The organism is Rhizobium sp. BR 362, assembly GCF_036528765.1.
Lineage (GTDB): Bacteria > Pseudomonadota > Alphaproteobacteria > Rhizobiales > Rhizobiaceae > Rhizobium.
In genome coordinates this window covers 22,740-49,237 of the sequence record NZ_JARWGH010000001.1, presented here as the reverse complement: position 1 = coordinate 49,237, position 26,498 = coordinate 22,740, and the positions used below count along the sequence as shown (strand labels likewise).

Genomic DNA, 26,498 nt, shown 5'->3' with positions numbered 1-26,498 from the left:
CATGACAGAGACACTTCTCGAACTCAAAGACTACTCCATCACCTTCCGCACGCCCGAGGGTGAAGTGGCAGCCGTCTCGAAGATGAACCTCAAGATCGGCCGCGGCGAGCGCATCGCCATCGTCGGCGAATCCGGTTCCGGCAAGAGCCAGACCTTTCTCGGCCTCATGGGCCTGCTCGCCAAGAATGGCCGCACCAGCGGCCAGGCGCTGCTGGATGGTAAGGACCTGCTGACGCTAAAGCCGCGCGAACTCGACAATGTGCGCGGCAAGGACATGGCCATGGTCTTCCAGGACCCGATGACCGCTCTCAACCCGTCGCTGCGCATATCACGGCAGTTGACGGAGCAGCTTGAAGTCCATGGCGGGCTTTCGGCACGCGCGGCCTCCGCCGCCGCACTCGACATGCTGAAGCGCGTCGGCATCCCTGATCCGACGCGACGCTTCAACCTCTATCCGCATGAGCTTTCGGGCGGCATGCGTCAGCGCATCGTCATCGCCATGGCTTTGCTCACCAAGCCGAAGCTCCTGATCGCCGACGAGCCGACGACGGCGCTCGACGTCACGATCCAGGCGCAGATCCTCGATCTTTTCAACGAACTGACGGCGGAAATGAACACGGCGCTGGTGATGATTACCCACGATCTCGGCGTCGTTGCCGGCCTCGCCGATCGCGTGGCCGTCATGTATGCCGGCCGCATCGTCGAGGAAGCCCCTGTCGAAGAGCTGTTCGAAAATCCGGCCCATCCCTACACCGCAGCACTCCACGCCTCCATTCCGCGACCGGATCAGGATGTCGACGATCTCGCCGTCATACCTGGCAGGCCGCCGAACCTGATGCATCTGCCGCGCGGCTGCTCCTTCTCGCCGCGCTGCGCCCATGTGCAGGACGACTGCCTGGACGCACCGCCGCCGCTCGACCCGCTTGCGCCGCGACGCTGCGCCGCCTGCTTCCATCCCCTCTCGGCCCAGCAGGAACGGAACCTCATCCATGGCTGAACACACGCTTCTGAAGGTCGAGCATCTGACCACCGAGTTCGAACTGCCATCAAAATCTTTCTTCAAACCGCCATTGGTGCTGACGGCGGTCAACGACGTCAGCTTCGAGCTGAAAACCGGACGCACCCTCGGCATCGTCGGCGAGTCCGGCTGCGGCAAGTCGACGCTCGGCCGGTCCATCCTTCGGCTGATCAAGGCGCAGAAGGGCCGCATTATGTGGCAGGGCGGCAATCTGCTGGATCTTTCCGAAGAGGAAATGCGCGCCGCCCGCCGCGACATGCAGATCATCTTCCAGGACCCGATCGCCTCTCTCGACCCGCGCATGACCGTCGGCGACATCATCGCCGAACCGCTGACCGTATTCGAGCCGAAGCTGACGAAAGCGCAGCGGCAGGACCGCGTTCGTGAGATCATGGCGGCGGTCGGGCTCGTGCCGGAGATGATCAATCGCTATCCGCATGAATTCTCCGGCGGCCAGGCGCAGCGCATCGGCATCGCCCGCGCCGTGGTGACGCGGCCGAAACTGATCGTCTGCGATGAGCCGGTCTCGGCCCTCGACGTCTCGATCCAGGGTCAGGTGATCACGCTGTTGCGCAAGCTGCGCAAGGAGTTTGGCCTGACGCTGATCTTCATCAGCCACGATCTCTCCGTCGTGCGCCTGATCTCGGATGACGTGCTGGTGCTTTACCTTGGCAAGGTGGTGGAAGCGGGCGATGCCGCCACAGTCTTCGATCATCCGGCCCATCCCTATACTCAGGCCTTGTTCTCCGCCGCGCCCATCCCCGACCCGAAGCGGGCGCGTGGCCGTGAGCGCATTCGCCTGCAGGGCGATCCGCCCTCGCCGCTCAACCCACCGGCCGGCTGCGTCTTCTCGCCGCGCTGCTGGAAGGCGACGGATATCTGCAGGACGAAGATGCCGCCGACCGAGCAAGTTCGCCCCGGACAGACCGCGGCGTGCTATCATATGGACAGGCCATAGGGCTCAAAAGGTGGACGGTGCAGCCCGCCGTTCACCTTGCTCAAGCTGCTGCATCCGCGTATGCAGCAGCTTAGGGAAACGCAGGAGGACGTCTTGGGCGGGCATTTTCTATCGATCGGCGAATGCATGGTGGAGCTGTCGCAGGCCCGTGATGGACATTTGCGCAAGGGCTTTGCCGGCGACACCTTCAACACCGCCTGGTATGCCCGCGCCTGCCTGCCGGCGGATTGGTCGGTCGATTATTTCACCGCTGTCGGCGATGATCCGATGTCCGACGAAATGCTGAATTTCATGAAGGCGCATGACATCGGCACGTCGAACATTCGCCGTCTCCGCGGCAAGACGCCCGGCCTCTACATGATCAACTTGAAGGATGGCGAACGCTCTTTCAGCTATTGGCGCGATAGTTCGGCTGCTCGTCAGCTCGCCGCCGATGGCGACCGGCTTCGCACCGCCATCGAAGAGTCCAACGTCCTCTATTTTTCCGGCATCACCCTGGCGATCCTGTCGCATGAAGACGCCGAGACGCTGCTCGCCGAGCTCCGCCGCGCCAAGGCCGTCGGCAAGCTGGTGGTTTTCGATCCCAACCTGCGCCCGCGCCTTTGGTCGAGCTTCGATGCCATGCATACCATGATCGGCGAAGGCGCCCGGGCCTCGACGCTGGTGATGCCGAGCTTCGACGACGAGGTCTCGCATTTCGCCGACGACTCGATCGCCGGTACTATCCGCCGTTACCGGTTGCATGGCGCCAATATGGTTGTCGTCAAGAATGGCGCCGAAGGCGCGACCGTCGGAACCGATGCCGGCGAGACGCTCCTTCCTGCCGTCAAGGTCGCCAAGGTTGTCGACACCACCAGCGCCGGCGACAGCTTCAATGGCGCGTTCCTCGCCCACTATCTGGAGCATGACGACCCCGTCGCCGCTGCCCATTTTGCAGCAGGGATCGCCGCAAAGGTCATCCAGGAACACGGTGCCTTGGTGCCGCCGGAAAAGTTGCAAGCCACAGGCTGAGAGCTGTAATATTTCCATCATAGACACCCCGCAGAATAAGACAGGCGCGGGAATCATCTTTGCTGCACCGGAATTGTTGTACCGACACCATGAGGGTGCGGTGCAGATGGAACGTTTTTGGATATGTTGCAGCGCTTGTCGGACATTGATCACAGAGCATGGGCTGAAGCGGCAACGCCGGAGCGCCTGCTCATCGTAAGCGATGCCTGGCACCCCCAGGTGAACGGCGTCGTCCGCTCCATCGAAAACACCAATCGCGAACTGGCGCGCATCGGCGTCGATGTCGCGATGATCACGCCGGAAGGTTTTCGCAACGTCCCCTGCCCGACCTACCCGGAAATCCGCCTGTCGATCGCAAGCTACCGCAAAGTCGCGGCGCGGATCGAAGCAGTCCGGCCGACCTACGTGCATATTGCGACGGAAGGCCCGCTCGGGCTGACGGCAAGACGCTGGTGCGTGAAAAACGGCATGCCGTTTTCGACGAGCTATCACACGCGCTTCCCCGAATATGTCGCGGCCAGGCTGCCGATCCCGCAAAGCTGGCTCTACGCCTTCGTCAAATGGTTTCACAATGCCGGTTCGGGCTGCATGGTGGCGACACCGAGCCTTGCCAATGAGCTCAAGCAAAAGGGCATTCACAATCTGCTGCCTTGGAGCCGCGGCATCGACTCGACGCTTTTCCGCCCGCAACCGCTGGAAGACAACCCTTTCGGCCTTCCCCGCCCGATTTTCATGACCGTCGGCCGGGTGGCGCTCGAAAAGAACCTGCCGGCCTTCCTAGATCTGGACCTGCCCGGTTCGAAGGTCGTCGTCGGCGACGGACCGGCCCGCGCCGAGTTGCAGAAGCTTTATCCAAAGGTGCACTTTCTCGGCTCGAAGTTTGGCGAAGCGCTGGCGCATGCCTATTCACAGGCCGATGTTTTCGTCTTTCCCTCGAAGACCGATACATTCGGCAACGCCATTTTGGAGGCGCTGGCGAGCGGCGTTCCCGTTGCCGCCTATCCCGTTACCGGCCCCGCCGATATCCTCGGTGGCAACGAAGCGGCCGGCGTCGTAGACGAAGATTTGGCGAAAGCCTGCCTTGCTGCACTCTCTTCGTCCCGCGAGGCAGCGCGCGCTCTGGCGCTCAACTATTCCTGGGAAGCTGCCACGACGCAATTCATCGGTAACGTCCGCGTCGCCAACCATCGTGGCCGGATGTTGGCGCGAAACGGTTGATCACGCGCGTGCATCGACGGCCGCTGCAGCGTGCCATAGAGGGCGCGCGTGAGTTCAATATTCTCCTCGATCCTTTACCCGACAAGTAAAGAGAACCGTGCTGCGGCCGGCTCCGGCCATTGCAGCGGCGATGTTGTGTTGCCCGAGATGGCAAGTAGGAACAGTTGGCCGGTCCACCGCGTTCACTGACACGCATAGTGATGTTCAGCCGTCAGGTCCTTGGGCGTGGCCAGCGGCAGACGTCGACATCAAATCATGGCATGTCCCGCCACAGACCTGGCAGCAGCACCGGTATTGGTGGACATTCCCCAAACTAGCTCGGTTTGGCGCATTTGCGCCCTGAGTATCCGGCCGCGGAACCGGTTCTTTAAGGCAGCCTTGCATTGCGCACGACTCGCTGTCGGTGAAATTAAGAAAATGCATAGCTCTCATGCATTTTTATGTATACGATTATTTATCGCACGATTTAAGTAGAGTCGCTTACGGAGTGCTGAAAATGAAAGACGACCCGCTGAAACTGGATACCTTCATATGCTTCGCCCTCTATTCGGCGAACCATGCCATGAACCGGCTCTACAAGCCCATGCTCGATGAGTTGAACCTCACCTATCCGCAATATCTCGTCATGGTGACGTTGTGGGAGGAGGATGGCCAGACCGTCGGCGGGATTGGCGAAAAGCTTTTTCTGGAATCAAGTACGCTGACGCCGCTGCTGAAGCGCCTGGAAGCTGCCGGCTTCATTCAGCGCACCCGCAGCAAGGAAGACGAGCGTCAGGTGCTGATCCGCCTGACGAGCGAAGGCGTAGCGTTGAAGAAGAAAGCCGCGGGAATTCCCGCCTGCATCCTTGATGCATCGGATACCACGGTGAGCGAGCTGACGCGCTTGAAAGCGGAAGTCATCAGACTGCGCGAAGCGCTGAGCAAGAACACGGCCTGATTCCGCACCTGATCCTTCAGGCCGTCATCGCTTCTTTTTGGTCTCGTAGGGGTTCTCCGATGAGCGGAAATGGATGCGGATCGGCACGCCCGGCATGGCGAAATCTTCCCGCAGGCCGTTGATCAGATAGCGCACATAGGATTCCGGCAGTGCATCCGAGCGCGTGCAGGAGATCATGAAAGCCGGCGGACGCGCCTTCACCTGAGTCATGTATTTCAGCTTGATGCGCCGGCCGGAAACTGCCGGTGGCGGATGCTGAACCTGCTGCGTCTCCAGCCAGCGATTGAGCTTGGCGGTGGATACGCGCTTGTTCCAGACCTTGTCGGTATCGACGACCGCTTGCATCAGCCGGTCCAGCCCCTCGCCCGTCTGACCGGCAATCGGGACGGCGCGAATGCCGCGTGCCTGAGGCAGCAGCCGATCGGTCTTTTCGCGCAGGTCCGCAAGCACCGCCTGACGATCCTCGATCATGTCCCACTTGTTGAAGGCAAGCACGGCGGCCCGGCCCTCGCGGACGACGAGATCGACGATCTGCAAATCCTGCTTTTCGAAAGGAATGGTCGCATCGAAAACGATGACCACTGTTTCCGCGAAACGAATGGCGCGCAGCGCATCGGCGACGGAGAGCTTTTCGAGCTTTTCGGTCACCCTGGCTTTGCGGCGCATGCCGGCAGTATCGAACATTTTCACGGTGCGGCCACGCCAGGTCCAATCGACCGAAATGGAGTCGCGGGTAATCCCGGCTTCCGGACCGGTCAGCAGCCGGTCTTCACCGAGGAAACGATTGATCAGCGTCGACTTGCCGGCATTCGGACGGCCGACGATGGCGACGCGCAGCGGCCGCGTCTCGTCATAGGCGGGCTCCTCGTCGATCTCTTCACCGTCTTCGCCGACGGCAGGGCGCGGAATGCTGACATTCGTCTCCGCTTCATCGTCCGTCTCCGGAAACGCGCGCTCGTGGCCGAGCGCCTCGACGATGGCGTCGCGCAGATCCATCATGCCCTGGCCATGTTCGGCCGAGATCGGGCAAGGCTCGCCGAGACCGAGCGTGAAAGCATCGTAGAAGCCGCTATCGGAGCCTCGCGCTTCCGACTTGTTGGCGACAAGCACTACCGGACGTCCGCGCTTGCGCAACATTTCGGCAAGCGTCTTGTCGACATGGGTCAGGCCCATCTTGGCGTCGACGACGAACAGCGTCAAATCGGCTTCGTCGATCGCCGCCTCCGTCTGGGCGCGCATGCGGCCTTCCAGCGTCTCCTCGCCGGCTTCTTCGAGACCAGCGGTATCGACAATGCGAAAACGAAGATCAACCAGGCGCGCGTCGCCAGGACGGCGGTCGCGCGTCACACCCGGCGTATCGTCGACGAGCGCCAGTTTCTTGCCAACCAGACGGTTGAAAAGTGTGGACTTACCGACATTCGGGCGACCGACGATCGCAACCGTGAAACTCATTTAGTGATTTACCCCTCAGCCTTTCGCAACCGGTGCCTTGCCGGATGCGGTGATGAGGTCGAGCAGCATCTGGGCGCGGTTGCCGACATTGCGCGGGCTCTGGGGATCGTCGACGATCGCCTGGAACCATTGACGCGCCTTGGCGAAATCGCCAGCCTTGTAGGCGGCAAGACCCAGCGCATCACGTGCGGAATGCCGGAAGGCGTTGGCAGGCACGGCCAATTCCTGGGCCTCGGCGGCAACCTGGTCGTACGTGCCCGTATCGACCAGCAGATAAGCGGCGCGCAGGCGAGCCGCATCGCGGATAACGGTCGGAACGCCAGACTCCTTGCCGATGGCCGAGAAGGCGGCAATCGCGCCAGCCGTATCGCCCTTCTGCGCCTGCAGCGTGGCGGCGCGCATGCGCGCCAGCAGAGGATAGGAACCGCTGCCGCTCTTCTCGATGGTGGCCAGCGCAGCCAGCGCATCGTCCGTCTTATTCTGGTCAGCCAACGTCAGCGCGGCGATGAACTGATCGCCGCTGCTGCCGGCCTGACGACCCGACCAGTAGCGATAACCGCTATAGGCGGCGGTACCGAGAACGATAAGCACGGCGGCGCCGATGATAAGCCTGCCAAAACGGCGCCATACGAACCGCAACTGGTCCGAACGCAGTTCCTCGTTCACCTCGCGGATGAAGCTATCGTCGTTGAATGCCATTCTCGTCTCCGGCCCAGGCCAAAATATTGCAAAGAGCTTATGGGTAGTGGGGCCTTCTACTCCATTTTGCGGCCGTTGTAAGGGGGAATGGCAGAAATCGTCACATAACGAGCGGCGAAACCCCGATAATCCACTCGTGCAGCTTCCAAATGATCAGTCCCCAGACCACGATACCGATGATGATGGCATAAAGATCGTATTTCGCCGAAACGAAAGGCCGCGGAGAAATCTCTCCCGCGCGTTCGCGCCGCTTCAGCGATATCCGCACGATCACGCCCCAGGCGAGGAACGCGGCAAACAGCAGCATGGCGGCGCCATCGCCGTTGGAAAGCAGATGCGCGAACGCCCAGATCTTCACCGACAGCACCATGGGATGCTTCGTCCTGACGGCGATATGCCCTGCCGGCAGCAGCGAGGCGACGAGACAGATCAGCGCAAAAAGCATCAGCAGGATGGTGATGTGGCTCATCCAGAACGGCGGAGACCAGATCGGGGTCGAATCGCGCGCTTGCCCAAAGCCGTAGATCAACAGAATCAGCGTGACGATGCTGGCGATCGAATAGCCGATCTTCCAGCCGCCCTCGCCGAGGCTTGCGATCATAGAGCGGCGGAAACCGGGTATCACGACGCGGATCAGATGAATGCCGAGAAAAAGAATGATGCCAAGGATAAGCAGTGACATGAGTGAAATCCCGTTCGTGTCTTATGAAGACACCAGTATCGGCTATGGCGAAAAATTGCCAGCGGGACCGTAGCTTTGCCGCATTTGAAAGGCACGGAGACGGGAAAGCCGGGCATGCCCCACTAACCGCAGGTACGCGAAGCAAAAAAGCGTGAAACGGGTTACGGATAAGCCCACCTCTACAATTTTCACGGTGCCCATGTTTCGTTTTGTCTCTTTCGCCTCCCTCGCCCTTTCCTTTGCCCTGCCGGCGATCGCTGAGGCTCAAGAAAAGCCGAAGCAATTGGTGATGATCTCTTTCGACGGCGCACATGACAATGCGTTGTGGACGAAGAGCCGCGAAATCGCCTCACGCAATGGCGCGCATTTCACCTACTTTCTCTCCTGTACCTTCCTGATGAATCATGGTCAGGCCAAGGTCTATCAGGCTCCGGGACAGAAAGCGGGCAAATCGAACGTCGGCTTCGCCAAGAGCGACGACGACGTACGTACGCGCATCGCCAATATCTGGGGCGCGCATCTGGAAGGGCATGACATTTCAAGCCATGCCTGCGGTCATTTCGACGGCAAGTCGTGGACATCGGCAGACTGGCAGCAGGAATTCATGAGCGCGCGCATGGCACTGCGCGATGCCTGGAAGAACGTCGGCGAGGCGGATAAGGAGCCGGCGGGCTGGCAGGAATTTGCAACGAAGGACATCAAAGGCTTTCGCGCGCCCTATCTTTCCACCAGCGACGGTTTGGCGCCGGCCGAAAAAGCCATGGGTTTCCAGTATGACGCCAGCCTGGTGACCAAGGGTCCGACGTTGCCGCAGGTGGTCGACGGCATCTACCGCTTCGGCCTGCCGCTGATCCCCGAGGGTCCCGACCACCATCCGGTGATCGGCATGGACTATAATTTCTATATCCACCATTCCAAGGGCGTCGAAGACAAGGCGGATTCCAAGCCCTTCGAGGACCGCACCTTCGATGCGTTCGAAGCCGCCTTCGCCAAACAATATAACGGCGACCGCATCCCGCTGCAGCTCGGCTTCCATTTCGTCGAAATGAACGACGGCGCCTATTGGCGGGCTCTGGACCGCTTCGTCAGCGACGTCTGCCACAAGGACGGCGTCGCCTGCGTCAGCTACTCCCAGGCGATCCCATTGATCGCAGCGCGCGGCAAGCTGCAGCAGGGGTAAGGAGCGGTCGGGCGAAGCCCGAGCAGCCGAGCCGGTGGGTCGATTGCAGCGACGGATGCCCTAAGCCAAAGCGAAGGGTCGGCGGTTAGCCTTCAAGCCTGACGCTCCCAACTTCACTGCCATTGTCGTCATTGAAAAAGGCCCCGTTTCCGGGGCCTTTGCTTGTTTCATCAGCCGTCGGCATGGACGACGGAAGGATCTCGTTCCAGGTAGTGCTGATCGATCTTCGGCAGCGGCTCGTCATCGATCGCCGCTTCGAAGGCCTTGAGGCGCTTGTGGATCGACAAGAGCTCGATGATCGTCGTCCAGGAATTGACGAGGTATTGGAAGGAATTGCTGACCTGGCCGAAGGCGGTCGCGATCTGCTGATAGATGCCGTAGGTGATCGTGCCGGCGACAAAAGTCGGGACGAGCATGAACAAGACGAACATCGAGTCGGCTTGCAGATAGAAATAGCGGGCAACGTTGAAATAAACGTAGTGGAAATAGATGCGGAAATAGTTCCGCCTCACATTTGCGAAGAGCTCGCTGACGGTCGCGGGCTGCGCACGCTCAGCATGATCTTCGCCGTAGACGAGCTCCTTGCGGTAAGCCGCTTCCACGCGCTGGTTCTTAAAATTGAGGCCGGGTAGTTTGATACCGGCAACCGCCAGCAGCACCGTGCCGAAAGCCGACCAGAAGAGCGCCAGCCAAAAGAGCGAATGGGAAATCTTGCCGATGATCGGCAGTTCCGTGACATAGCTTGAAAGCGCAAGCAGAATCGGCAGGAACACGATCAGCGTCATCACCGAGTTGATCAGGCTGATCCCTAATCCTTCCAGCGTGCTGGAAAAGCGCATCGTATCTTCCTGCACGCGCTGCGAGGCGCCTTCGATATGACGCAGCTTCTCCCATTTCGACATGTAGAAGTTGTTCATCGCCGTACGCCAGCGGAAAATATAGTGGCTGGTGTAGAAGTCCGTCAGGATTGAGACGAACATGCTGAGGAAGGCGATTTGCGCGAAGATTATCATCAACGTGTAGAAACTCTCGACCGTCACCCCAGGCTGTTTCGTGAGCGCAGCCTGCAGGAGGTCACCGAAGGGACGGCGGAAGTTATTGACGACGACAGATACCTGGACGCCGAAATAGGTGACCAGAATGATCAGTGCCGAGCCCCAGATCGACCAGAGCTTCCAGGGATGATTCCAGGCTCTGATGTGCCATGCTCCACAGAAGATCGCGGTACACAGAAAGAAAAACCCATAGAACCAGAGATTCCCCCACAGCAGAAAATAGCTGAGATCGTAGGGCTCCTGCCCTTCCGACGGCATGACGAAACCGAGTTGTGTCCCCAAATTGGAGAGATACGCGTACCAGGCCGCTATGCAGATAATCGTCCAGACCACCATCGAGGTGAAGAACAGCTTTGGCTGGGGGAAGAAAGAGTGAAACACGGGAGGCAAGCTTTCTTGATTGGGTCAGCGACCGCAATGACGTTTATTCGCGGCGAACCTAAGGCAGTTCGGTAGAGGCGGCAACCGGCCTCGGCTTATTCTTACATAGATGTAATCGCTTATCCCATGATCGTGATGCGATTGTTCAGCCGCAGTTTCCCGTTTCAGGAAGGCCAACCTGTCGCCGCTCGGAGATCCGGCAATCCCTTCGCAGCAAAAATCCTATGTCCCCTTGCAGAATTCTATCTTACGATATATATCTTACGACATGACGAACGATATAAACCCTCATCATCAAAGGAGATTTATTATGAGAGGCTGTAGAGATCGCATGTGCGGCGATAGCTTTGACACCATCGAGGAGTATATCCTACGACATCGCGAAAGCCGTGAATCACACGGGAGGCACAGGAGAGACTTCATGAGAGGCTTCAAAGGCGGGATGTTCGGCGGCGGTTTTCGCACTGGCCGGAAATTCGATGCCGCCGATCTGCAGCTCATCATTCTCGCCCTGCTTTCCGAGCAGCCACGCCATGGCTATGAACTGATCAAGACCCTGGAAGAGCGCTCCGGCGGCTTCTATGTGCCGAGCCCGGGCGTCATCTACCCCGCCCTGACCTACCTCGAAGAAACGGGCTTGGCCGAAGTCGAGGCGAGCGGCACGAAGAAACTATACCGCATCACCGAAAGCGGTCAGAAGCGGGTCGAGGAAAACCAGGCGCTAGTGGAGGCGACGCTGACCAAGCTCAGCGCCATCGGCGAGAAGATGGCGCATGTCAGGCGCGTCTTTGGCGGCGAGGATGCCGGCGACGATGAAGGCCGCGACAGCCCGTTCGGCCGCGATGCCGGCGATGTTCACCTCGCCCGCCAGCTTCTGCGCTCGGCGCTGCGCTCGAAATATCCGTGGAGTAAGGCTGAAGGCGCGCGCATTGCCGCCATTCTCGAACGCGCCGCCGCCGATATCATTCGCGGCGAGACGAAGGCGGAAGATTAATCGCTTAGTTGTCCGCCAAGGTCAGGATCATCGGACCATTGCGGGTGGCGACGACGGTATGCTCGAACTGAACCGTGGGCGCGCGGGGATCGGCATAGAGCGTCCACGCATCATCGCCGCCCTCCGCCCAGCTACCGCCGAGCGACAGAAACGGCTCGACGGTGAAGACAAGACCGTCCTGCATGATGCGCGTCTCGTCGGGATCGGCCCAGGTAGACACTTCCGCCGGTTCTTCATGCAGCGAACGGCCGATGCCGTGGCTCGCTAGGTTGGCGATCAGCGTATAGCGGTTCTTCTGGGCGAAAGCGCCGACGGCGTGGCCAATCTTCGAAAATGGCGCGCCGCTGCGCACCTGGTTCAATCCGACCCAAAGCGCCCGCTTGCCGTCGCGGCAAAGACGCTCGATCTTCGGCTTGACGGGCGGCACGGCAAACGACGAACCGGTATCGGAGAAGAAACCATCTTTCTCGGCGGACACATCGAGATTGACGAGATCGCCGGCCTGGATCACCCGCGGACCGGGAATGCCGTGCGCCACTTCCTCGTTGACGCTGATGCAGGTGGCGCCGGGGAATTTGTAAACAAGTTCCGGGGCCGAGCGGGCGCCGGCATCGTCCAGCACCTTGCGGCCAATATTGTCGAGTTCCAGCGTGGTGATGCCCGGCTCCAGTGCCGCCGCCATCGCCTGTATGGCGTTGGCGCAGATGCGGCCGATCTCTTTCAGCTTGGTCAGTTCGTCGTCGTTCGAGATGATCATCCACGGCTTCCGGCTGGCGTGCGTCTGTTGAGGCGGGCACTCAAGCCGTCGCTTTCGCCTCTTCGCTTTCTTCAGTCAATGCCTTTCTGACAAGCGGCGCGACTTTCGTGCCATAAAGCTCGATGCCGCGCATGATCTGCTCATGCGGCATCGTGCCGATCGCCATCTGCAGCAGGAAGCGGTCGTTCTTGAACAGCTTGTGATGAGCGACGATCTTCTCCGCCACCACTTCGGGATCGCCGACGAAGAGCGCGCCGTGAGGTCCGCGCGATTGATCGAAATGAGCCCGGTTCGTCGGTCCCCACCCGCGCTCGCGGCCGATGCGGTTCATCACCTCGGCCTGAGGCCCATAGAACTGATCGGCGGCGGCCTTTGTGGTATCGGCAACGAAACCGTGAACATTGATGCTGGTCTTCAGCTTGGCTGCATCCTGTCCGGCCCGGCGAGCAGCCTCGCGATAGAGATCGATGAGCGGCACAAACCGGCGCGGCTCGCCGCCGATGATGGCGAGCGCCATCGGCAGGCCAAGAGCACCGGCGCGCGCGACCGACTGCGGCGTGCCGCCGACTGCGATCCAGATCGGTAATGAATCCTGCAACGGTCGCGGATAGACCCCTCGCCCATGAATTGGTGCGCGAAGCTCGCCCGTCCAATTCACCTGCTCGCTCTCACGGATCGCTAACAGCAGATCGAGCTTTTCCTCGAAGAGCTTGTCGTAACCTTCGAGATTATAGCCAAAGAGCGGAAAGGATTCGATGAACGAGCCTCGGCCCGCCATGATCTCGGCGCGGCCATTGGAAATAAGGTCGAGCGTCGCGAACTGCTGGAATACGCGCACCGGATCGTCCGAGCTCAGTACCGTGACAGCGCTGCTGAGCCGAATGTTCTTCGTCTTTGCCGCAGCCGCCGCAAGCGCGACGGCCGGAGCGGATGCTGCATAATCCGGCCGGTGATGCTCTCCGAGCCCGAAGACATCGAGACCAACCTGATCGGCCAACTCGATCTCCTCGATCAAATTCTTCAGGCGACGCGCCGCCTCCGCACCCTTGTTGAGAGCGGGATCGGGATTAACGTCAGCGAAGGTATAGAGGCCAAGTTCCATGATAAAAAATCCATCCGTTGTTGATGGACGAAATAGGAAGACGAGGCTGCTACCGCAAATATGAATTGTCGAACGGTTTGTTCGAGAATGTTGATATTAGGCGCTCCAGGGATTTAGCAGCTCTATATCCATTCCCTGAAAATGGCGCGTATTGCGCGTTACAAGAATAAAACCTCTTTCCCACGCTGTCGCACCAATGAAAGCGTCGCGCAGCTCCCGCGGATCGGGCACATTGTAGTGAGCGCAGCGCAATGCGATCTGTTCGTTGATCGCAACAATGCGCCCCTGAAACGCGACTTTTACACCTTGCTCCATCCAATTTCGCAGCGCCGTTCCTTGGACTTTGTCACGCCGATCGACCTGCAAAATGCCGAGCTCAATTTCGAAAAGCGTAATTGCCGATATGAAAAGAAGTTGCTCGGGGATAGGTGCTATCCAATCCAGTACGCCCTGGTTGGCCTTTCCCGAACGTGCGCGGCGAACATCGGAAACAATGTTGGTATCGAGCAGGTACATCAGGAAAAGTCAGCAGGTTTCAAGCTGAAGTTCGTCATTGCGGGAGGTTCGAAATCGACATCCTCGCCACCAGGCATCGCCAATGCTTCGACGATATTGCTGCCTTTGTTCACCAATTTCAGATACTCATCCATGCTGAGCAGAACATGCGAAGGTTTGCCGCGGTCCGTGATAAAAACCGGGCCTTCTGAAGCAGCGCGTTTCGCGCCGCTCGTATCCTGATTGAACTCTCGACTGCTCATGACCGTCATTGCGCGAACCCCATTATGTAGAGAAGTTACTACATCAAGAAAAATAAGCAATTCGAATCCAAAATCAACAGCTTCAACGCATGAACGGAATCACTTTCCGAACCGCTTCATAGCGAAGATAAAGTCCGCCCCATGCGATGACGCCGAGATAAAAACCGAACAGCAGATGCGTGAACACCGGGCTGGCCGGCCCTGAGATGCGTTGCCATTGCCCCACCGAGCAGGCCGGTAAGGAGGATTGCCCCGAGAACGGACGTCCTCGGAACCGCATAGAGGACAGCGCAAAGAAGCGTGACGGCACCGAGCAGCCGCGCCAAAGCCGGATCGGCCGAATAGCCGAGCACCGCCATAGTTTCGGTGACCACCGGCAAAGGAATGAGCTTGATGACGCCGTCGAAAACCAGAAAGGCGACGATGAGGCCGCTAAGGATCGTGCCGGCCACACGCTGCACCCGCGAACTGGATGGTGATTCTGTCACATAGAACATTGCTGTATCCCCCGGAATTGAATCAGGAATTCAGATCTTCGCTGCCAGCGCCGCGAGTTGGTCGGTGCACTGGCCCCATCCCTCGTAAAACCCCATCTTCTCATGCGCCTCACGATCTTCCGCCGTCCAATGCAGGACCGTCGCCGTATAGCGCGTCTTGCCATTGCCGAGATCGTCGAGTTGGATGGTGCCCACCATGAAGGGTTTGGCTGACGGCACCCAGGCGCTGGTGAAAGCGTCCGTAAACACGATCCGCTCATTCGGAACGACCTCCAGATAAACGCCGACATTTGGGTAATCCTCCCCCTCCGGACTGCGCATGGTGACGGAGCTCGTGCCGCCGGCGCGAACGTCGAGTTCGGCCGCCGAAATCGTCCAGGGCAGTGGCGCGAACCATTGCTTCACAAGGTCCGCCTCCGTCCAGCAGCGAAAGATCTTCTCGCGCGGCGCATCGATGACGCGGGTAAGCGAAAGCTCGTGGCGTGCATTCTGTTCGGTCATGGCACTTTCCTTTCTTTCCCATGAAACGGCCTTATCGGCCTATGTCTCAAGGACGCTCACAGCAGCCTCTTCCCGACATGGAAGAGCGGGTTTTTCGATTATTTTGCAATTGCCGGAGCCGGCGCGCTAAGACGGTCGAGCTGATGGCGGATATGAGCGGCTTCGGCAGGCGAATGGGCAAGCGCAATTGCACGGTCGAAGGCAACGTGCGCCTCACCCGGCCGGCCCAATTGCGCCAGCAGAGCACCCCGAAGGCCATGAAAGTAAAAATAACCGTCGAGTTTATCCGTCAGCGGCTCAACCAAGGCCAGCGCCTCCTCCGGCCCCTTGAGTTTGGCAACCGCGACGGCGCGGTTCAGCGTGACGACCGGCGACGGATGCAGCCGCTCCAGCGTTTGATAGAGCAGATCGATCTCCGCCCAGTCGGTATCCTCCGCTTGCTTGGCCCGCGAATGCAACGCGGCAATGGCGGCCTGAAGCTGATAGGGCCCCGGGCGGCGATGGCGGATGGCCTTGTCGAGCAGGGCAAGCGCCTCATCGATCAATTTGCGGTTCCAGAGCGACCGGTCCTGATCCTCAAGTAGGATGATCTGGCCGTCCGCATCAAAACGGGCCGCATTCCGCGATTGCTGCAGCAGCATCAGCGCCAGCAGACCCATGATCTCCGGCTCCGCCGGAAAGATGCGCAGCAACAGCCGCCCCAACCGGATCGCCTCATCGGCAAAGGCAGATGCTTCGCGCCCCGGCCCGCCGGCGGAATAGCCCTCGTTGTAGATGAGATAGATCATGGCGCTGACGAGCGCCACGCGCTCGGCCCGCTCGACCGCACCCGGCGTCTCGAAAGGTACGCCAGCGGCCGCAACACGCGCCTTGGCGCGGGTGATGCGCTGCTCCATCGCGCTTTCGCTGACGAGGAAAGCACGAGCGATCTGTGTTACCGAAAGACCGGAGACGACGCGCAGCGCCAGCGCGATTTGTTGCGTCGCCGGCAGGTCCGGATGACAGCAGATGAACAGCAGCCGCAGAATATCGTCACGATAGTTGGAGCCGTCGAGCCGCTCGGCAACATCGCTTTCGGCGTCGCCCGTATCGGAGATCACCTCTTCGTCCGGCAAACCCTGCGTCTTCGACTGCTTGCGCACCGCGTCGATACCGCTGTTGCGGCCGACGAAAATCAGCCAGGCAACGGGATCGCGCGGCGGCCCCTTATCCGGCCATGTCTTCAATGCCCTGAGACAAGCCTCCTGAAACGCTTCCTCGGCAATATCGAGATTTCGGAAATACCGCAGCAGCGCGCCGAGCACCTGCGGCCGGGCATTGGTGAATGCAATATCGATCCAGGCGAGGTCCGTCATGTTGCGATCGTCCCCGGCCTAAAGACATAAAGCGGGCGGATTTCATAGGAGCCGGCCCCGGGATTCGCGATGGCTAATTTCTTCGAAAATTCAATCGCTTCATCGAGCGTTTCAAAGTCGATGACGTAGAAACCGAGCAATTGCTCCTTCGTTTCGGCGAAGGGTCCGTCAATGACGAGCGGCTCGTTCTTGCCCTTGCGCAGCGTCGTTGCCGCCGTTGTCGGCATCAGCCGCGCGACCGGGCCGAGCTTGCCGGCTTCGTAGAGCGGCGCCTGCACCGCCAGCAGCCGATCCATCGTCGCCCGCTCCTCCTCTTTGGACCAGGCAAACACGGTATCTTCGTCGTTGTAGCATAGTATCGCATAGAGCATGAGGACCTCCTTCTCATGTAAGACGAGGGAGTATCGCCCGCGCCGACAGGCCGCGTCAAAAATTATCGCGGCGGAAAGCTATGCGTTACCACGCCGGACCGTCAGCGTCCCCGCCTGCGCATCGAGAACGGCGGTCGCGCCGATCGGCACGTTCAGCGGGCTTCTCCCATGCCGAAGCGGCAAGCCACCGAGGACCGGTACGCCGAGCATATCGAGATGCTCGCGCAGGATATCGATGACCGAGAAACGGCGGTCGAATTCGAAGCGGGTGAATTGGCCGACCGCAACGCCCGCCAGACCGTTCAAATGTCCCGCCTTGCGCAACATCGTCAATTGCCGGTCGACCTGCCCACGATACATGTTGACCGCTTCAAGCAACAGGATGGCACCGTGAAAATCCGGCAGCGCCCAGCCGGCGGCCGTTGCGACCATATCGAGATTGCCGCCGATCAGTCGTCCGGCGACCGTACCCTCTGTCGTCAGGGCCCATGTTGGCTCCTCCGGGCGCGAGCGGATGATGATGTCCTCCGACGTCATCAGCAACCGGCGAAGGGAATCGCTGGTTTCCAAGCTGACCTCTTGTTCGCCGTCGCCGACGAAAAGCGCACCGTGGACACCAACCTGGCGGCAGTGCTTCCACAGGCTGAGATGCAGTATGGTGATATCGCTGAAGCCGATGAGAAACTTCGGATCGCGCCGGACGGCGTCGAAATCCAGCCGATCGGCAATGCGGTAAGACCCCTTGCCGCCGCGCGTGGTAAAGATCGCCCGAACCTCGGGATCACAAAGCGCAGCATTGAAATCCGTCAGCCGCTCTTCATCCGTTCCGGCAAGATAATCGTGCTTGCAAAATGCATGCTCACCGAAATCGACGTCGAGCCCCCAACCCCTGAGTATCTCCGCCTGCCTCAAAACGAGGTCCCTGTCGGGCAGGCTTGCGGGAGACACAAAACGGATTTTTTCGCCCGGCCTGAGCGGCGGCGGCGTCAGAATGCGATCCATCTCAATGCGATCAGGTGATTCCATGCCAGGATTTTGGCATGGAACGATGCCGGACGTTAGCCTTGGCTGGCGCGTTTAGATGGCCGCCTCGATTGCGACTGGAATTCCCCTCTTCAGCGAATTGCTGACCATGCACCGCGCCTTGGCTTCATCGATCACTGGCTGCGGATCGGAACCGTCAAGCGTTTCGCACGACACTGTCATCACCGCTTCCTTGGTAAAGGACAGGTCGCTCTCGAGTTCCACCCGCACGGAGATCGTGATCTTGCTCAAACTGACGCCCATCTCGCCTGCGATGTAATGCAGGTCGTTGCAGAAACATCCGCCGATCGCCAATCCCAGCAATTGGGCGCCGTTGAAGCCGAGCCCCTGCCCACCGGCACGGCCTGGCGGACGGTCAACGACAAGGGTGTGACCGCCGGCCCAGCCCAATGCCGCCTGCGTATCCTCCACATTGCGCAATTCAACAGTCACGGACACCATCGTTGATCTCCTCATTCGCCGAAACGACGAATGATTGCGCGATCAACGCAGCGATGGAGTCAAGTGAGTAGCCCCATTTGCGGCCGGCCGCGCAGCATTCACGGGAGCCTGAGCCTCCCGCCGGGCCGATGCCTTGCCTTGCCACAAAGGCAGCCCGAGGGATTCGGATACGGTTGGATCGGCCGTAAAGACCGGATAACCCCGCTCCATCAATCGCAGCAGAATTTCCCTGTCCTTCTTAATATGCAGCCGAGTTAGATTTGCCTCGTTGTAGATGTGCCCGCCGGAATCCGGATTGATGCCGGTAATGATCACTGCCGTAGCGCCGTTATGAAGCGCGAAAAGCACCGCATTGATGCCGTTCGAACATTTATCGTCCGCACCCAATTCACTGCATTTTACACCGCCGACCCGGTCGAGCAGCGCCATGCGCTTATAACGATCGACGAGCTCAAGATCGTCATATTGGTAGTTGAAGGCTTTCAGCCCATTCTCCAGCCGCTCAAGGCTCTTTCGCCACAGCAGGATATAAAGCTTCTTCGTCCGCTCGCCATTAAGCACGCGCCGCACTTCGACGGCGTTCGTATTCGTCCCCTCGATCTGGTTGAATTGTACGAGCGTGACATCCGGCACCTCGATGCCCCATGCCTTGGTGACGACCTGAGAACCGTTAATGGTGATGAGCTTAAAGGTCTCGTCAAAATCCGCGGGCTTGTGGGACACGGGCGCCGATCCGACCACGAGAACGGGTCCGGAAAACGGCTCGGCGAGCGTCGGAGGCTTTGGCCGGCAAAGCCAGTATTTGACGCTCCGATAAACGTGTCTCTTCAATTCCGTAAAATTAGCAGCCATGCCTCGCCTTGATATCCCCGAACGGCGTTCATCAGAAAACAGTCGAATCCAGCCCCATTCGCAGGGCGCAATATCGCCGCTTCGAGTTACATTAGGAAAATAAAAATATCTTACATAATCAAACCTTGAGTGATTTATCGGCCGCTTCCGCCGCGTTCAGCCCGCACTCAATGTGCGCGCCACTGCGTTCTTCCATCCTTTGAGTTTCGCGCTTCGGGTCTTCTCGTCCATATCAGGCTCGAAGCGCCGGTCGCAGGCCCAGGCCTTGGCAAAGCTCGTGCGGTCTGGCCAAACACCGGCGCGGCTGCCGGCAAGCCAGGCGGCGCCGAGTGCGGTGGTTTCCAGGATAGTGGGACGATCGACGGGCGCATCGAGCAGGTCGGCAAGCCGCTGCATCGTCCAGTCGGAAGCGACCATGCCGCCATCGACCCGCAGCACCGTCTCGCGGCCGCTGCCGTTACGCCAATCCTTGTGCATGGCATCCAGCAGGTCGCGCGATTGATAGCAGACCGCCTCCAGCGCAGCGCGGACGATTTCTTCCGGCCCGGTATTGCGCGTCAGCCCAAAGATCGCGCCGCGCGCATCCGGATCCCAATGCGGCGCGCCGAGACCGGTGAAGGCCGGCACGAGGTAAACCTCCTGCATCGGATCGGCCTTTTCCGCCAGCCCGTCGGAATCGGAGGCGCGCTTGATCGCCTTCAGTCCGTCGCGCAGCCACTGCACGGCCGCACCGGCGATGAAGATGGAGCCTTCCAGCGCATAGGTCGTCTCGCCGTTCAACCGATAGGCGATCGTCGTCAGTAATCGGTTTTTCGAGCGCACCATGTCCGTGCCGGTGTTGAGCAGCGCAAAGCAGCCGGTGCCGTAGGTGGATTTCATCATGCCGCGCTCGAAGCACGCCTGACCGATCGTCGCCGCCTGCTGATCGCCGGCAACGCCGAGGATGGGAATTGGCGCCCCAAAGATGGATGGGTCGGCGATCCCGAAATCGGCCGCACAGTCCTTCACCTCCGGCAGCATCACAGCAGGGACGCGCAGGATCTCCAGCAGGTCCTCGTCCCACTCATTGCTGCCGATATTGTACATCAGCGTCCGCGAGGCGTTGGTCGCATCGGTGACGAAACTCCTGCCGCCGGTCAGTCGCCAGATGAGGAAAGTGTCGATGGTGCCGAAGCAAAGCTCGCCCTTGGCGGCGCGCGCGCGGGCGCCCTTCACATTGGCGAGCATCCATGAGAGCTTTGTGCCGGAAAAGTAAGGGTCGAGCAGCAGACCGGTGTGGCGGGTGAACAGCTTTTCCAAATCTTGCCGCTTCAGCTTCTCGCAATAGCTCGCGGTACGGCGGTCTTGCCAGACGATGGCGTTGTGGATCGGCTTGCCAGTCGCGCGGTCCCATACCACGACGGTTTCGCGCTGGTTGGTGATGCCGAGAGCAGCGATGTCCTTGGCGGTGATGCCGGCAGCCTCGATCGCCTTTTTGACGGTAGCAACGACGGAAGCCCAGATTTCCTCCGGATCATGCTCGACCCAACCAGGTTGCGGATAGTGCTGCGTGAACTCCTTCTGGTCGACGCCGGCAATCTTCATGTCGCCGTCGAAAACGATAGCCCGCGTCGACGTCGTTCCCTGGTCGATCGCCAAGACATAACCGCTCATGCACTCCTCCCGGATTGTTTCTGTCCCAAAACAACAGATACGGCAGCAAAACGAATGTGAAAAGAAAGCAAAACGAAATTTTTGTCGAAAAAAACCTTTATTCCGGCTTGCGCATATATGAAGTGAACTACCGCAAAAGAGTCTTGCCGCGATGCGATTGCCATATCCGCGGGTTTGAGACTAACCTCAAAGCCGCTATTGCGTTGCAACAACAGCCTCGCCGTCCAAGGAGAAAATCATGGCAAGAACAGTCGTTGTCACCGGTTCTACAAGCGGTATCGGCCTCGCCATCGCGACCGCTTTCGCTGCGAAGGGTGAAAACATCGTCCTCAACGGCTTCGGCAAGCCCGAAGAGATCGACGCCATCAGAAACACGCTGGAATCCTCGGGCGGCGGCAAGGTGATCTACCATCCAGCCGACATGACCAAGCCCGCAGAAATCGCTGACCTGATCGCAATCGCCAATTCGACCTTCGGCAGCGTCGATGTCCTCGTGAACAATGCCGGCATCCAGCATGTGGAGAAGATCGAGGACTTTCCGATTGAGAAGTGGGACCAGATCATTGCCATTAACCTGTCGAGCTCGTTCCATACGATGCGCGCCGCCATTCCGCTGATGAAGGCGAAGAAATACGGCCGCATCATCAATATCGCCTCGGCCCATGGCCTCGTCGCCTCACCCTTCAAATCCGCCTATGTCGCGGCAAAACATGGTATCATGGGCTTGACCAAGACTGCGGCACTGGAGCTTGCCGAATTCGGCGTCACCGTTAATGCCATTTGCCCGGGCTACGTCCTGACCCCGCTTGTCGAAAAGCAGATCCCGGATACGGCCAAGGCGCGCGGCATGACTGAAGAACAGGTCAAGAACGAGGTCATTCTCAAGGCGCAGCCGACGCATGAATTCGTCAAGGCTGAAGAAATCGCGGCACTTTCGATCTATCTTGCCAGCGATGATGCGCGCCAGGTCACCGGCACGCACGTCTCGATTGACGGTGGCTGGACGGCGGCATAACCATAGACGGTCGAGCATGATCCGAAAAAGCGCAAAGCAGTTCTTAAATAAGATCATGCCCGACCGAACAGATGGAACGAGATGACGGTTCGAAGAGAAGTTATCGCGTTCAAGGTACGGACGGATAATGTCTCCGCCCGGCCTTGAAAGACCATAATTGGGAACGACATGAACGACAGCATCCGCTTTATCCTCAACGGCGAGGATATTTCACTTTCCACCCTGCGCCCGACCGAGACGCTCCTCGACTTCCTGCGTCTCAACCGGCATCTGACGGGCACGAAAGAGGGATGCGCGGAAGGCGATTGCGGCGCCTGCACCGTATTGGTCGGCCGGCTGATCGATGGCGGATTGCATTACGAATCGGTCAATGCCTGCATCCGTTTTGTCGGATCGCTGCATGCCACCCATGTCGTCACCGTCGAACATCTGGCCGCTAAGGACGGCACGCTGCATCCCGTGCAGCAGGCCATGGTCGATTGTCATGGCTCGCAATGCGGCTTCTGCACGCCGGGTTTCGTCATGTCGCTTTACGGCCTATGGCTCACGACCGAAAACCCGAGCCGGGCGCAGATCGAAAAAGCGCTGCAAGGCAATCTCTGTCGCTGTACGGGTTACGAGCCGATCGTCAAGGCAGCCGAACAGGTTAGCCAGACGCGTCCGAGTGCTCTGTTCGATCCTCTTGAAAAGACAAGAGCGGACATCATCGCCCGGCTCTGGGCCATGCAGGGCGGCGATACCATCACCACTACCTCCGGCGAAGATCGCGTGATCGTGCCGGGCTCGGTCGCGGCCCTTGCGCAAGTCTTGGCCGACGAACCGAAAGCGACCGTCGTTGCCGGCTCCACCGATGTCGGCCTCTGGGTCACCAAGCAGATGCGCAAGCTCGACCCGGCCGTCTTCATCAATCATCTGACCGACTTGCAGAAGATCACCTTGGAAGATACGGGCCTCACCATCGGCGCGGGCGTTACTTACAGCCAGGCGTTTGCAGCCATGGCCGAGAAGATCCCGGCAATTGCGAGCCTGATCAATCGCATCGGCGGCGAACAGGTCCGCAACATGGGCACGATCGGCGGCAACATCGCCAACGGCTCGCCGATTGGCGACACGCCGCCGCCAATGATCGCGCTCGGCGCCACGGTGAAACTGCGCTCTGTTGCCGGCACCCGCAAATTGCCGCTGGAAGACTTCTTCATCGATTACGGCAAGCAGGACCGCAACCCCGGCGAATTCGTCGAGAGCATTTTCGTGCCCTACCCCCCCGAAGGCGCTGATTTCGCCGTCTACAAAATCTCCAAACGCCGGGATGAGGATATTTCGGCGCTCTGCGGCGCTTTCCACTTGGCGTTGGATGCGGCGGGCAACGTCGCCGACATCCGTATCGCCTTCGGCGGCATGGCCGGCACCCCGAAGCGTGCCCGCACGGTCGAAGCCGAGCTGATCGGCAAGCCCTGGACCGAGACAACGGTCACCGCCGCCCGCACCGCCTTCGATGCCGACTACACGCCGCTCACCGACTGGCGCGCCACCGCCGAATACCGGCAGTTGACCGCCAAGAACCTGCTCATTCGCTTTTATCTTGAAACCGCCGGTGCGCCGCAGGAACTGAAGCGTTTCGAGGTGCTCGCATGATGGCCGTCCTTGTATCTCTTTGGCCGCATTTCGCAGGCCCGCGGTTGATCAAACCATCTGAGGGCGGCGCGAGCGTTTCCCTCCTTCTCCCCGGCGGGGAGAAGGTGCCCAAAGGGCGGATGAGGGGGTGGTTCGGCAAATACCAATCTAGCCTTCGTTTGCGCTCAGCATGTGCATCGCTTCGCGATGCATCCCCCTCATCCGGCCTATCGGCCACCTTCTCCCCGCTGGGGAGAAGGGAAACCGCGGAGGCTTGAACGATGGACAAATCCACCTTCGAAGAACGCAAAGTCATCAACGGCTCGATGCATGGTTCACTGAAGCATGACTCGGCGCACAAGCATGTAACGGGCGCTGCCGACTATATTGATGACCTGCCGGAGCCGGCGGGCCTGTTGCATGGCGCCCTCGGCCTTTCCGACCGCGCTCATGCGGAGATTGTCGGCATCGACCTCTCCGCCGTGAAAGCCTATCCAGGCGTCGTCTGGGTCTTCACCGCCAAGGATATTCCCGGCCTCAACGACACAAGCTCCAACGGCATGCATGACGAGCCGCTGCTCGCCGACGCCAAGGTGGAGTTTCACGGCCAACCGATCTTCGCCGTCATCGCCGAGACCCGCGATACGGCCCGCCGCGCCGTACGCCTTGCCAAGATCGACTATCGCGACCTGCCGCACTGGAGCGACATCGATGGAGCGCTCGCCAATGGCGCGCCGTTGGTCTACGAACCGATGACACTGAAGCGTGGCGAGCCGGAAGCCGAGATGGCCAATGCCAAGCACCGCATCAAGGCGCAAATGCGCATCGGCGGCCAGGAGCATTTTTATCTCGAAAGCCACATCGCCATGGCGATCCCCGGCGAGGATGACGAAGTGACCGTCTGGTCGTCCACCCAGCATCCGAGCGAAATCCAGCACATCGTCGGCCATGTGCTCAACATTCCGTCCAACGCCGTCACCGTCAATGTGCGTCGCATGGGCGGCGGCTTCGGGGGCAAGGAGACACAGGGCAACCAGTTCGCCGCACTAGCCGCCGTCGCCGCCAAGAAGCTCGGCCGCGCCATCAAATTCCGGCCCGACCGCGACGAGGACATGGCAGCCACCGGCAAGCGCCACGATTTCCTGGTCGATTACGAGATCGGCTTCGACGATGATGGCCGCATCCATGCCGTCGACGCGACTTACGCTGCCCGCTGCGGCTTCTCTTCCGACCTTTCCGGTCCGGTTACCGACCGCGCATTGTTCCATGCGGATTCGAGCTATTTCTACCCGCATGTGCATCTCGTCTCGAAACCGCTCAAGACTCACACCGTTTCCAACACCGCCTTCCGCGGCTTCGGCGGCCCGCAGGGCATGGTCGGCGGCGAGCGCTTCATCGAAGAGATCGCCTATGCGCTGGGCAAGGACCCGCTGGAGGTTCGCCGTCAGAATTTCTATGGTCAGCCGGGCTCCGGCCGCACGCTGACGCCCTATCATCAGGAGGTGGAGGACAACATCATCCACCGTATCGTCGACGAGTTGGAGGAATCCTCCGACTATCAGGCGCGGCGCAATGCGATCATCGCGTTCAACCGCTCCAGCCGCTTCATCCGCAAGGGCATTGCGCTGACGCCGGTGAAATTCGGCATCTCCTTCACCATGACCGCCTTCAACCAGGCCGGCGCGCTGGTGCACATCTATCAGGACGGCTCGATCCATCTGAACCATGGCGGCACCGAAATGGGCCAGGGCCTCTATACCAAGGTGGCGCAGGTGCTCGCCGACAGTTTCCAGGTGGATATCGACCGGGTGAAGATCACGGCCACCACCACCGGCAAGGTGCCGAACACGTCGGCGACCGCAGCCTCCTCCGGCTCCGACCTGAACGGCATGGCGGCATTTGACGCCGCCCGCCAAATCAAGGAGCGGCTGGCCGCCTTTGCCGTCGAGAAATGGGGCGTCGCTGCCGAAGACATACAGTTCCTGCCGAACCGTGTACGGGTCGGCGACATGGAGATTGCCTTCCCGGATTTCATCAGGCAGGCCTATTTCGCCCGCGTGCAGCTTTCCGCCGCCGGCTTTTACAAGACGCCAAAAATCCATTGGGACCGCAAGGCCGGCCGTGGCACGCCGTTCTATTACTTCTCCTATGGCGCCGCCTGCTCGGAAGTGTCGATCGACACGCTGACCGGCGAATATCTGATCGACCGCACCGATATCCTCCACGATGTCGGCCGCTCGCTGAACCCGGCGATCGATATCGGCCAGGTCGAAGGCGCCTTCGTGCAGGGCATGGGCTGGCTGACCACCGAAGAACTTTGGTGGGACAACAAGGGCCGGCTGCGCACCCATGCGCCGTCGACCTACAAGATCCCGCTCGCCTCCGACCGGCCGAAGATCTTCAATGTCCGCCTTGCCGAATGGTCCGAAAATGCCGAAGCCACCATCGGCCGCTCCAAAGCCGTCGGAGAGCCGCCCTTCATGCTCAGCATCTCGGTCCTCGAGGCCCTGTCCATGGCCGTCGCAAGCGTCGCGGACTACCGCGTCTGCCCGCGGCTCGACGCGCCGGCAACGCCGGAGCGGGTGCTGATGGCAGTCGAGCGGCTGAAGGGGATGTGATGATTCGGCTGAAGTCCCCTCTTCTGACCTTCTCTCCATTGGGGAGAAGGTGGCCCGAAGGGCCGGTTGAGGGACTGTTGCTGGCTCGGAAAATTGCCTTTCGCCTGCGCTCAAGGCGCCCGTCGCCATTGCTCCGAGCTGCCCCCCTCTGTCACTCCGGGACATCTCCCTCACAAGGGGGGAGATCGGTAATTCGCCGCCCTCTTTTGCCTCAAAAAAGCATCATGCCCCCAACGCCTAAACCTATGGTTTTCACCAGGGAAGCGGCAAACTCCAAACAATCTGCCCCCTTGTGGGGGAGATGCCCCGAAAGGGACAGAGGGGGGTATGCGCTC

Annotated in this window: 25 protein-coding genes and 1 pseudogene; 10 read left to right on the top strand and 16 right to left on the bottom strand. The window is 60.0% G+C overall.

Going from position 1 to position 26,498, the window contains the following annotated elements; all coding sequences use genetic code 11:
• Position 1 precedes the first annotated feature (1 nt).
• The 5 genes from QDY28_RS00245 (at position 2) to QDY28_RS00225 (ending at position 5,142) form a co-directional block, all read left to right on the top strand.
• The gene (locus tag QDY28_RS00245; protein WP_331379679.1) at positions 2 to 997 is read left to right on the top strand and encodes an ABC transporter ATP-binding protein; all 996 of its coding nucleotides are present in this window, start codon (positions 2 to 4) and stop codon (positions 995 to 997) included.
• The gene (locus QDY28_RS00240) at positions 990 to 1,976 is read left to right on the top strand and encodes an ABC transporter ATP-binding protein (RefSeq protein WP_331379677.1); all 987 of its coding nucleotides are present in this window, start codon (positions 990 to 992) and stop codon (positions 1,974 to 1,976) included. The genes QDY28_RS00245 and QDY28_RS00240 overlap by 8 nt, the downstream gene beginning before the upstream one ends.
• 93 nt (positions 1,977 to 2,069) lie before the next feature.
• Positions 2,070 to 2,987, top strand: coding sequence for a sugar kinase (locus QDY28_RS00235; protein ID WP_331379676.1), 918 nt, complete (start codon positions 2,070 to 2,072; stop codon positions 2,985 to 2,987).
• 123 nt (positions 2,988 to 3,110) lie between these two features.
• A complete protein-coding gene (locus QDY28_RS00230; protein ID WP_331379675.1) occupies positions 3,111 to 4,205 on the top strand; it encodes a glycosyltransferase family 4 protein in 1,095 nt (364 codons plus the stop codon).
• 496 nt (positions 4,206 to 4,701) lie between these two features.
• The gene (locus QDY28_RS00225; RefSeq protein ID WP_331379674.1) at positions 4,702 to 5,142 is read left to right on the top strand and encodes a MarR family winged helix-turn-helix transcriptional regulator; all 441 of its coding nucleotides are present in this window, start codon (positions 4,702 to 4,704) and stop codon (positions 5,140 to 5,142) included.
• Between the two features lie 24 nt (positions 5,143 to 5,166).
• Here the strand turns inward: QDY28_RS00225 and der are convergent, their stop codons facing one another.
• The 3 genes from der to QDY28_RS00210 form a co-directional block, all read right to left on the bottom strand.
• Positions 5,167 to 6,594 (bottom strand): ribosome biogenesis GTPase Der, encoded by a 1,428-nt coding sequence (der, locus tag QDY28_RS00220; RefSeq protein WP_331379673.1) that lies wholly within the window; start codon positions 6,592 to 6,594, stop codon positions 5,167 to 5,169.
• Between the two features lie 15 nt (positions 6,595 to 6,609).
• Positions 6,610 to 7,293 carry a tetratricopeptide repeat protein gene (locus tag QDY28_RS00215; RefSeq protein WP_331379672.1) on the bottom strand — a complete coding sequence of 228 codons (684 nt, stop codon included), beginning with the start codon at positions 7,291 to 7,293 and terminating at the stop codon, positions 6,610 to 6,612.
• A gap of 100 nt (positions 7,294 to 7,393) precedes the next feature.
• Positions 7,394 to 7,975, bottom strand: coding sequence for an NnrU family protein (locus QDY28_RS00210; protein WP_331379671.1), 582 nt, complete (start codon positions 7,973 to 7,975; stop codon positions 7,394 to 7,396).
• A 199-nt stretch (positions 7,976 to 8,174) separates the two neighbouring features.
• On the opposite strand from QDY28_RS00210, the gene QDY28_RS00205 reads away from it, so the two are divergent.
• Entirely contained in the window at positions 8,175 to 9,155 is a 981-nt protein-coding gene (locus QDY28_RS00205; RefSeq protein ID WP_331380052.1) for a polysaccharide deacetylase, read from the top strand.
• A 170-nt stretch (positions 9,156 to 9,325) separates the two neighbouring features.
• Here the strand turns inward: QDY28_RS00205 and sbmA are convergent, their stop codons facing one another.
• A complete protein-coding gene (gene sbmA, locus QDY28_RS00200) occupies positions 9,326 to 10,591 on the bottom strand; it encodes a peptide antibiotic transporter SbmA (RefSeq protein WP_331379669.1) in 1,266 nt (421 codons plus the stop codon).
• Positions 10,592 to 11,012: 421 nt separating this feature from the next.
• On the opposite strand from sbmA, the gene QDY28_RS00195 reads away from it, so the two are divergent.
• A complete protein-coding gene (locus QDY28_RS00195) occupies positions 11,013 to 11,585 on the top strand; it encodes a PadR family transcriptional regulator (RefSeq protein ID WP_331379668.1) in 573 nt (190 codons plus the stop codon).
• A 4-nt stretch (positions 11,586 to 11,589) separates the two neighbouring features.
• Here QDY28_RS00195 and map read toward each other — a convergent pair whose 3' ends face one another.
• The 12 genes and pseudogenes from map to glpK form a co-directional block, all read right to left on the bottom strand.
• Positions 11,590 to 12,342 (bottom strand): type I methionyl aminopeptidase, encoded by a 753-nt coding sequence (map, locus tag QDY28_RS00190; protein WP_331379667.1) that lies wholly within the window; start codon positions 12,340 to 12,342, stop codon positions 11,590 to 11,592.
• A gap of 40 nt (positions 12,343 to 12,382) precedes the next feature.
• The gene (locus QDY28_RS00185) at positions 12,383 to 13,444 is read right to left on the bottom strand and encodes an LLM class flavin-dependent oxidoreductase (protein WP_331379666.1); all 1,062 of its coding nucleotides are present in this window, start codon (positions 13,442 to 13,444) and stop codon (positions 12,383 to 12,385) included.
• A gap of 96 nt (positions 13,445 to 13,540) precedes the next feature.
• On the bottom strand, positions 13,541 to 13,960 hold the full coding sequence (locus tag QDY28_RS00180) for a type II toxin-antitoxin system VapC family toxin (RefSeq protein ID WP_331379664.1): 420 nt from the start codon (positions 13,958 to 13,960) through the stop codon (positions 13,541 to 13,543).
• Positions 13,960 to 14,211, bottom strand: a complete 252-nt coding sequence (locus tag QDY28_RS00175; RefSeq protein ID WP_331379662.1) for a type II toxin-antitoxin system prevent-host-death family antitoxin — start codon at positions 14,209 to 14,211, stop codon at positions 13,960 to 13,962. The genes QDY28_RS00180 and QDY28_RS00175 overlap by 1 nt, the downstream gene beginning before the upstream one ends.
• 73 nt (positions 14,212 to 14,284) lie before the next feature.
• Positions 14,285 to 14,699, bottom strand: a pseudogene (locus QDY28_RS00170) (DoxX family protein).
• Between the two features lie 30 nt (positions 14,700 to 14,729).
• Positions 14,730 to 15,200, bottom strand: a complete 471-nt coding sequence (locus QDY28_RS00165; RefSeq protein ID WP_331379661.1) for an SRPBCC family protein — start codon at positions 15,198 to 15,200, stop codon at positions 14,730 to 14,732.
• Positions 15,201 to 15,298: 98 nt separating this feature from the next.
• Entirely contained in the window at positions 15,299 to 16,555 is a 1,257-nt protein-coding gene (locus tag QDY28_RS00160; protein ID WP_331379660.1) for an RNA polymerase sigma factor, read from the bottom strand.
• Positions 16,552 to 16,926, bottom strand: a complete 375-nt coding sequence (locus QDY28_RS00155) for a YciI family protein (RefSeq protein ID WP_331379659.1) — start codon at positions 16,924 to 16,926, stop codon at positions 16,552 to 16,554. Before QDY28_RS00155 ends, QDY28_RS00160 begins: the two co-directional genes overlap by 4 nt.
• 78 nt (positions 16,927 to 17,004) lie before the next feature.
• The gene (locus QDY28_RS00150; protein WP_331379658.1) at positions 17,005 to 17,952 is read right to left on the bottom strand and encodes a S66 peptidase family protein; all 948 of its coding nucleotides are present in this window, start codon (positions 17,950 to 17,952) and stop codon (positions 17,005 to 17,007) included.
• Between the two features lie 51 nt (positions 17,953 to 18,003).
• Positions 18,004 to 18,411, bottom strand: a complete 408-nt coding sequence (locus QDY28_RS00145) for an OsmC family protein (RefSeq protein WP_331379657.1) — start codon at positions 18,409 to 18,411, stop codon at positions 18,004 to 18,006.
• A gap of 42 nt (positions 18,412 to 18,453) precedes the next feature.
• Positions 18,454 to 19,263 (bottom strand): membrane-anchored protein, encoded by an 810-nt coding sequence (locus QDY28_RS00140; RefSeq protein ID WP_331379656.1) that lies wholly within the window; start codon positions 19,261 to 19,263, stop codon positions 18,454 to 18,456.
• 156 nt (positions 19,264 to 19,419) lie between these two features.
• Entirely contained in the window at positions 19,420 to 20,916 is a 1,497-nt protein-coding gene (glpK, locus tag QDY28_RS00135; RefSeq protein WP_331379655.1) for a glycerol kinase GlpK, read from the bottom strand.
• A gap of 238 nt (positions 20,917 to 21,154) precedes the next feature.
• Between glpK and QDY28_RS00130 the strand changes: the two genes are divergently transcribed.
• The 3 genes from QDY28_RS00130 (at position 21,155) to xdhB (ending at position 26,163) form a co-directional block, all read left to right on the top strand.
• Positions 21,155 to 21,931 (top strand): 3-hydroxybutyrate dehydrogenase, encoded by a 777-nt coding sequence (locus tag QDY28_RS00130; RefSeq protein WP_331379654.1) that lies wholly within the window; start codon positions 21,155 to 21,157, stop codon positions 21,929 to 21,931.
• A gap of 168 nt (positions 21,932 to 22,099) precedes the next feature.
• Positions 22,100 to 23,566 carry a xanthine dehydrogenase small subunit gene (gene xdhA, locus QDY28_RS00125; RefSeq protein ID WP_331379652.1) on the top strand — a complete coding sequence of 489 codons (1,467 nt, stop codon included), beginning with the start codon at positions 22,100 to 22,102 and terminating at the stop codon, positions 23,564 to 23,566.
• Positions 23,567 to 23,826: 260 nt separating this feature from the next.
• Complete coding sequence (gene xdhB, locus QDY28_RS00120; protein ID WP_331379651.1) at positions 23,827 to 26,163, top strand: xanthine dehydrogenase molybdopterin binding subunit; 2,337 nt, start codon at positions 23,827 to 23,829, stop codon at positions 26,161 to 26,163.
• Positions 26,164 to 26,498 lie beyond the last annotated feature (335 nt).

Bases quoted from the DNA above. Each gene is read 5' to 3' on its own strand.
- map (WP_331379667.1), bottom strand. From the start codon at position 12,342: ATGATCATCTCGAACGACGACGAACTGACCAAGCTGAAAGAGATCGGC.
- QDY28_RS00180 (WP_331379664.1), bottom strand. From the start codon at position 13,960: ATGTACCTGCTCGATACCAACATTGTTTCCGATGTTCGCCGCGCACGT.
- der (WP_331379673.1), bottom strand. From the start codon at position 6,594: ATGAGTTTCACGGTTGCGATCGTCGGTCGCCCGAATGTCGGTAAGTCC.
- QDY28_RS00155 (WP_331379659.1), bottom strand. From the start codon at position 16,926: ATGCTCTATGCGATACTATGCTACAACGACGAAGATACCGTGTTTGCC.
- QDY28_RS00150 (WP_331379658.1), bottom strand. From the start codon at position 17,952: ATGGAATCACCTGATCGCATTGAGATGGATCGCATTCTGACGCCGCCG.
- QDY28_RS00195 (WP_331379668.1), top strand. From the start codon at position 11,013: ATGAGAGGCTTCAAAGGCGGGATGTTCGGCGGCGGTTTTCGCACTGGC.
- QDY28_RS00185 (WP_331379666.1), bottom strand. From the start codon at position 13,444: ATGGAACTTGGCCTCTATACCTTCGCTGACGTTAATCCCGATCCCGCT.
- glpK (WP_331379655.1), bottom strand. From the start codon at position 20,916: ATGAGCGGTTATGTCTTGGCGATCGACCAGGGAACGACGTCGACGCGG.
- xdhB (WP_331379651.1), top strand. From the start codon at position 23,827: ATGGACAAATCCACCTTCGAAGAACGCAAAGTCATCAACGGCTCGATG.
- QDY28_RS00210 (WP_331379671.1), bottom strand. From the start codon at position 7,975: ATGTCACTGCTTATCCTTGGCATCATTCTTTTTCTCGGCATTCATCTG.
- QDY28_RS00215 (WP_331379672.1), bottom strand. From the start codon at position 7,293: ATGGCATTCAACGACGATAGCTTCATCCGCGAGGTGAACGAGGAACTG.
- QDY28_RS00160 (WP_331379660.1), bottom strand. From the start codon at position 16,555: ATGACGGACCTCGCCTGGATCGATATTGCATTCACCAATGCCCGGCCG.
- QDY28_RS00230 (WP_331379675.1), top strand. From the start codon at position 3,111: ATGTTGCAGCGCTTGTCGGACATTGATCACAGAGCATGGGCTGAAGCG.
- QDY28_RS00175 (WP_331379662.1), bottom strand. From the start codon at position 14,211: ATGACGGTCATGAGCAGTCGAGAGTTCAATCAGGATACGAGCGGCGCG.
- QDY28_RS00245 (WP_331379679.1), top strand. From the start codon at position 2: ATGACAGAGACACTTCTCGAACTCAAAGACTACTCCATCACCTTCCGC.
- QDY28_RS00240 (WP_331379677.1), top strand. From the start codon at position 990: ATGGCTGAACACACGCTTCTGAAGGTCGAGCATCTGACCACCGAGTTC.
- QDY28_RS00205 (WP_331380052.1), top strand. From the start codon at position 8,175: ATGTTTCGTTTTGTCTCTTTCGCCTCCCTCGCCCTTTCCTTTGCCCTG.
- QDY28_RS00145 (WP_331379657.1), bottom strand. From the start codon at position 18,411: ATGGTGTCCGTGACTGTTGAATTGCGCAATGTGGAGGATACGCAGGCG.
- QDY28_RS00165 (WP_331379661.1), bottom strand. From the start codon at position 15,200: ATGACCGAACAGAATGCACGCCACGAGCTTTCGCTTACCCGCGTCATC.
- QDY28_RS00140 (WP_331379656.1), bottom strand. From the start codon at position 19,263: ATGGCTGCTAATTTTACGGAATTGAAGAGACACGTTTATCGGAGCGTC.
- QDY28_RS00130 (WP_331379654.1), top strand. From the start codon at position 21,155: ATGGCAAGAACAGTCGTTGTCACCGGTTCTACAAGCGGTATCGGCCTC.
- xdhA (WP_331379652.1), top strand. From the start codon at position 22,100: ATGAACGACAGCATCCGCTTTATCCTCAACGGCGAGGATATTTCACTT.
- QDY28_RS00225 (WP_331379674.1), top strand. From the start codon at position 4,702: ATGAAAGACGACCCGCTGAAACTGGATACCTTCATATGCTTCGCCCTC.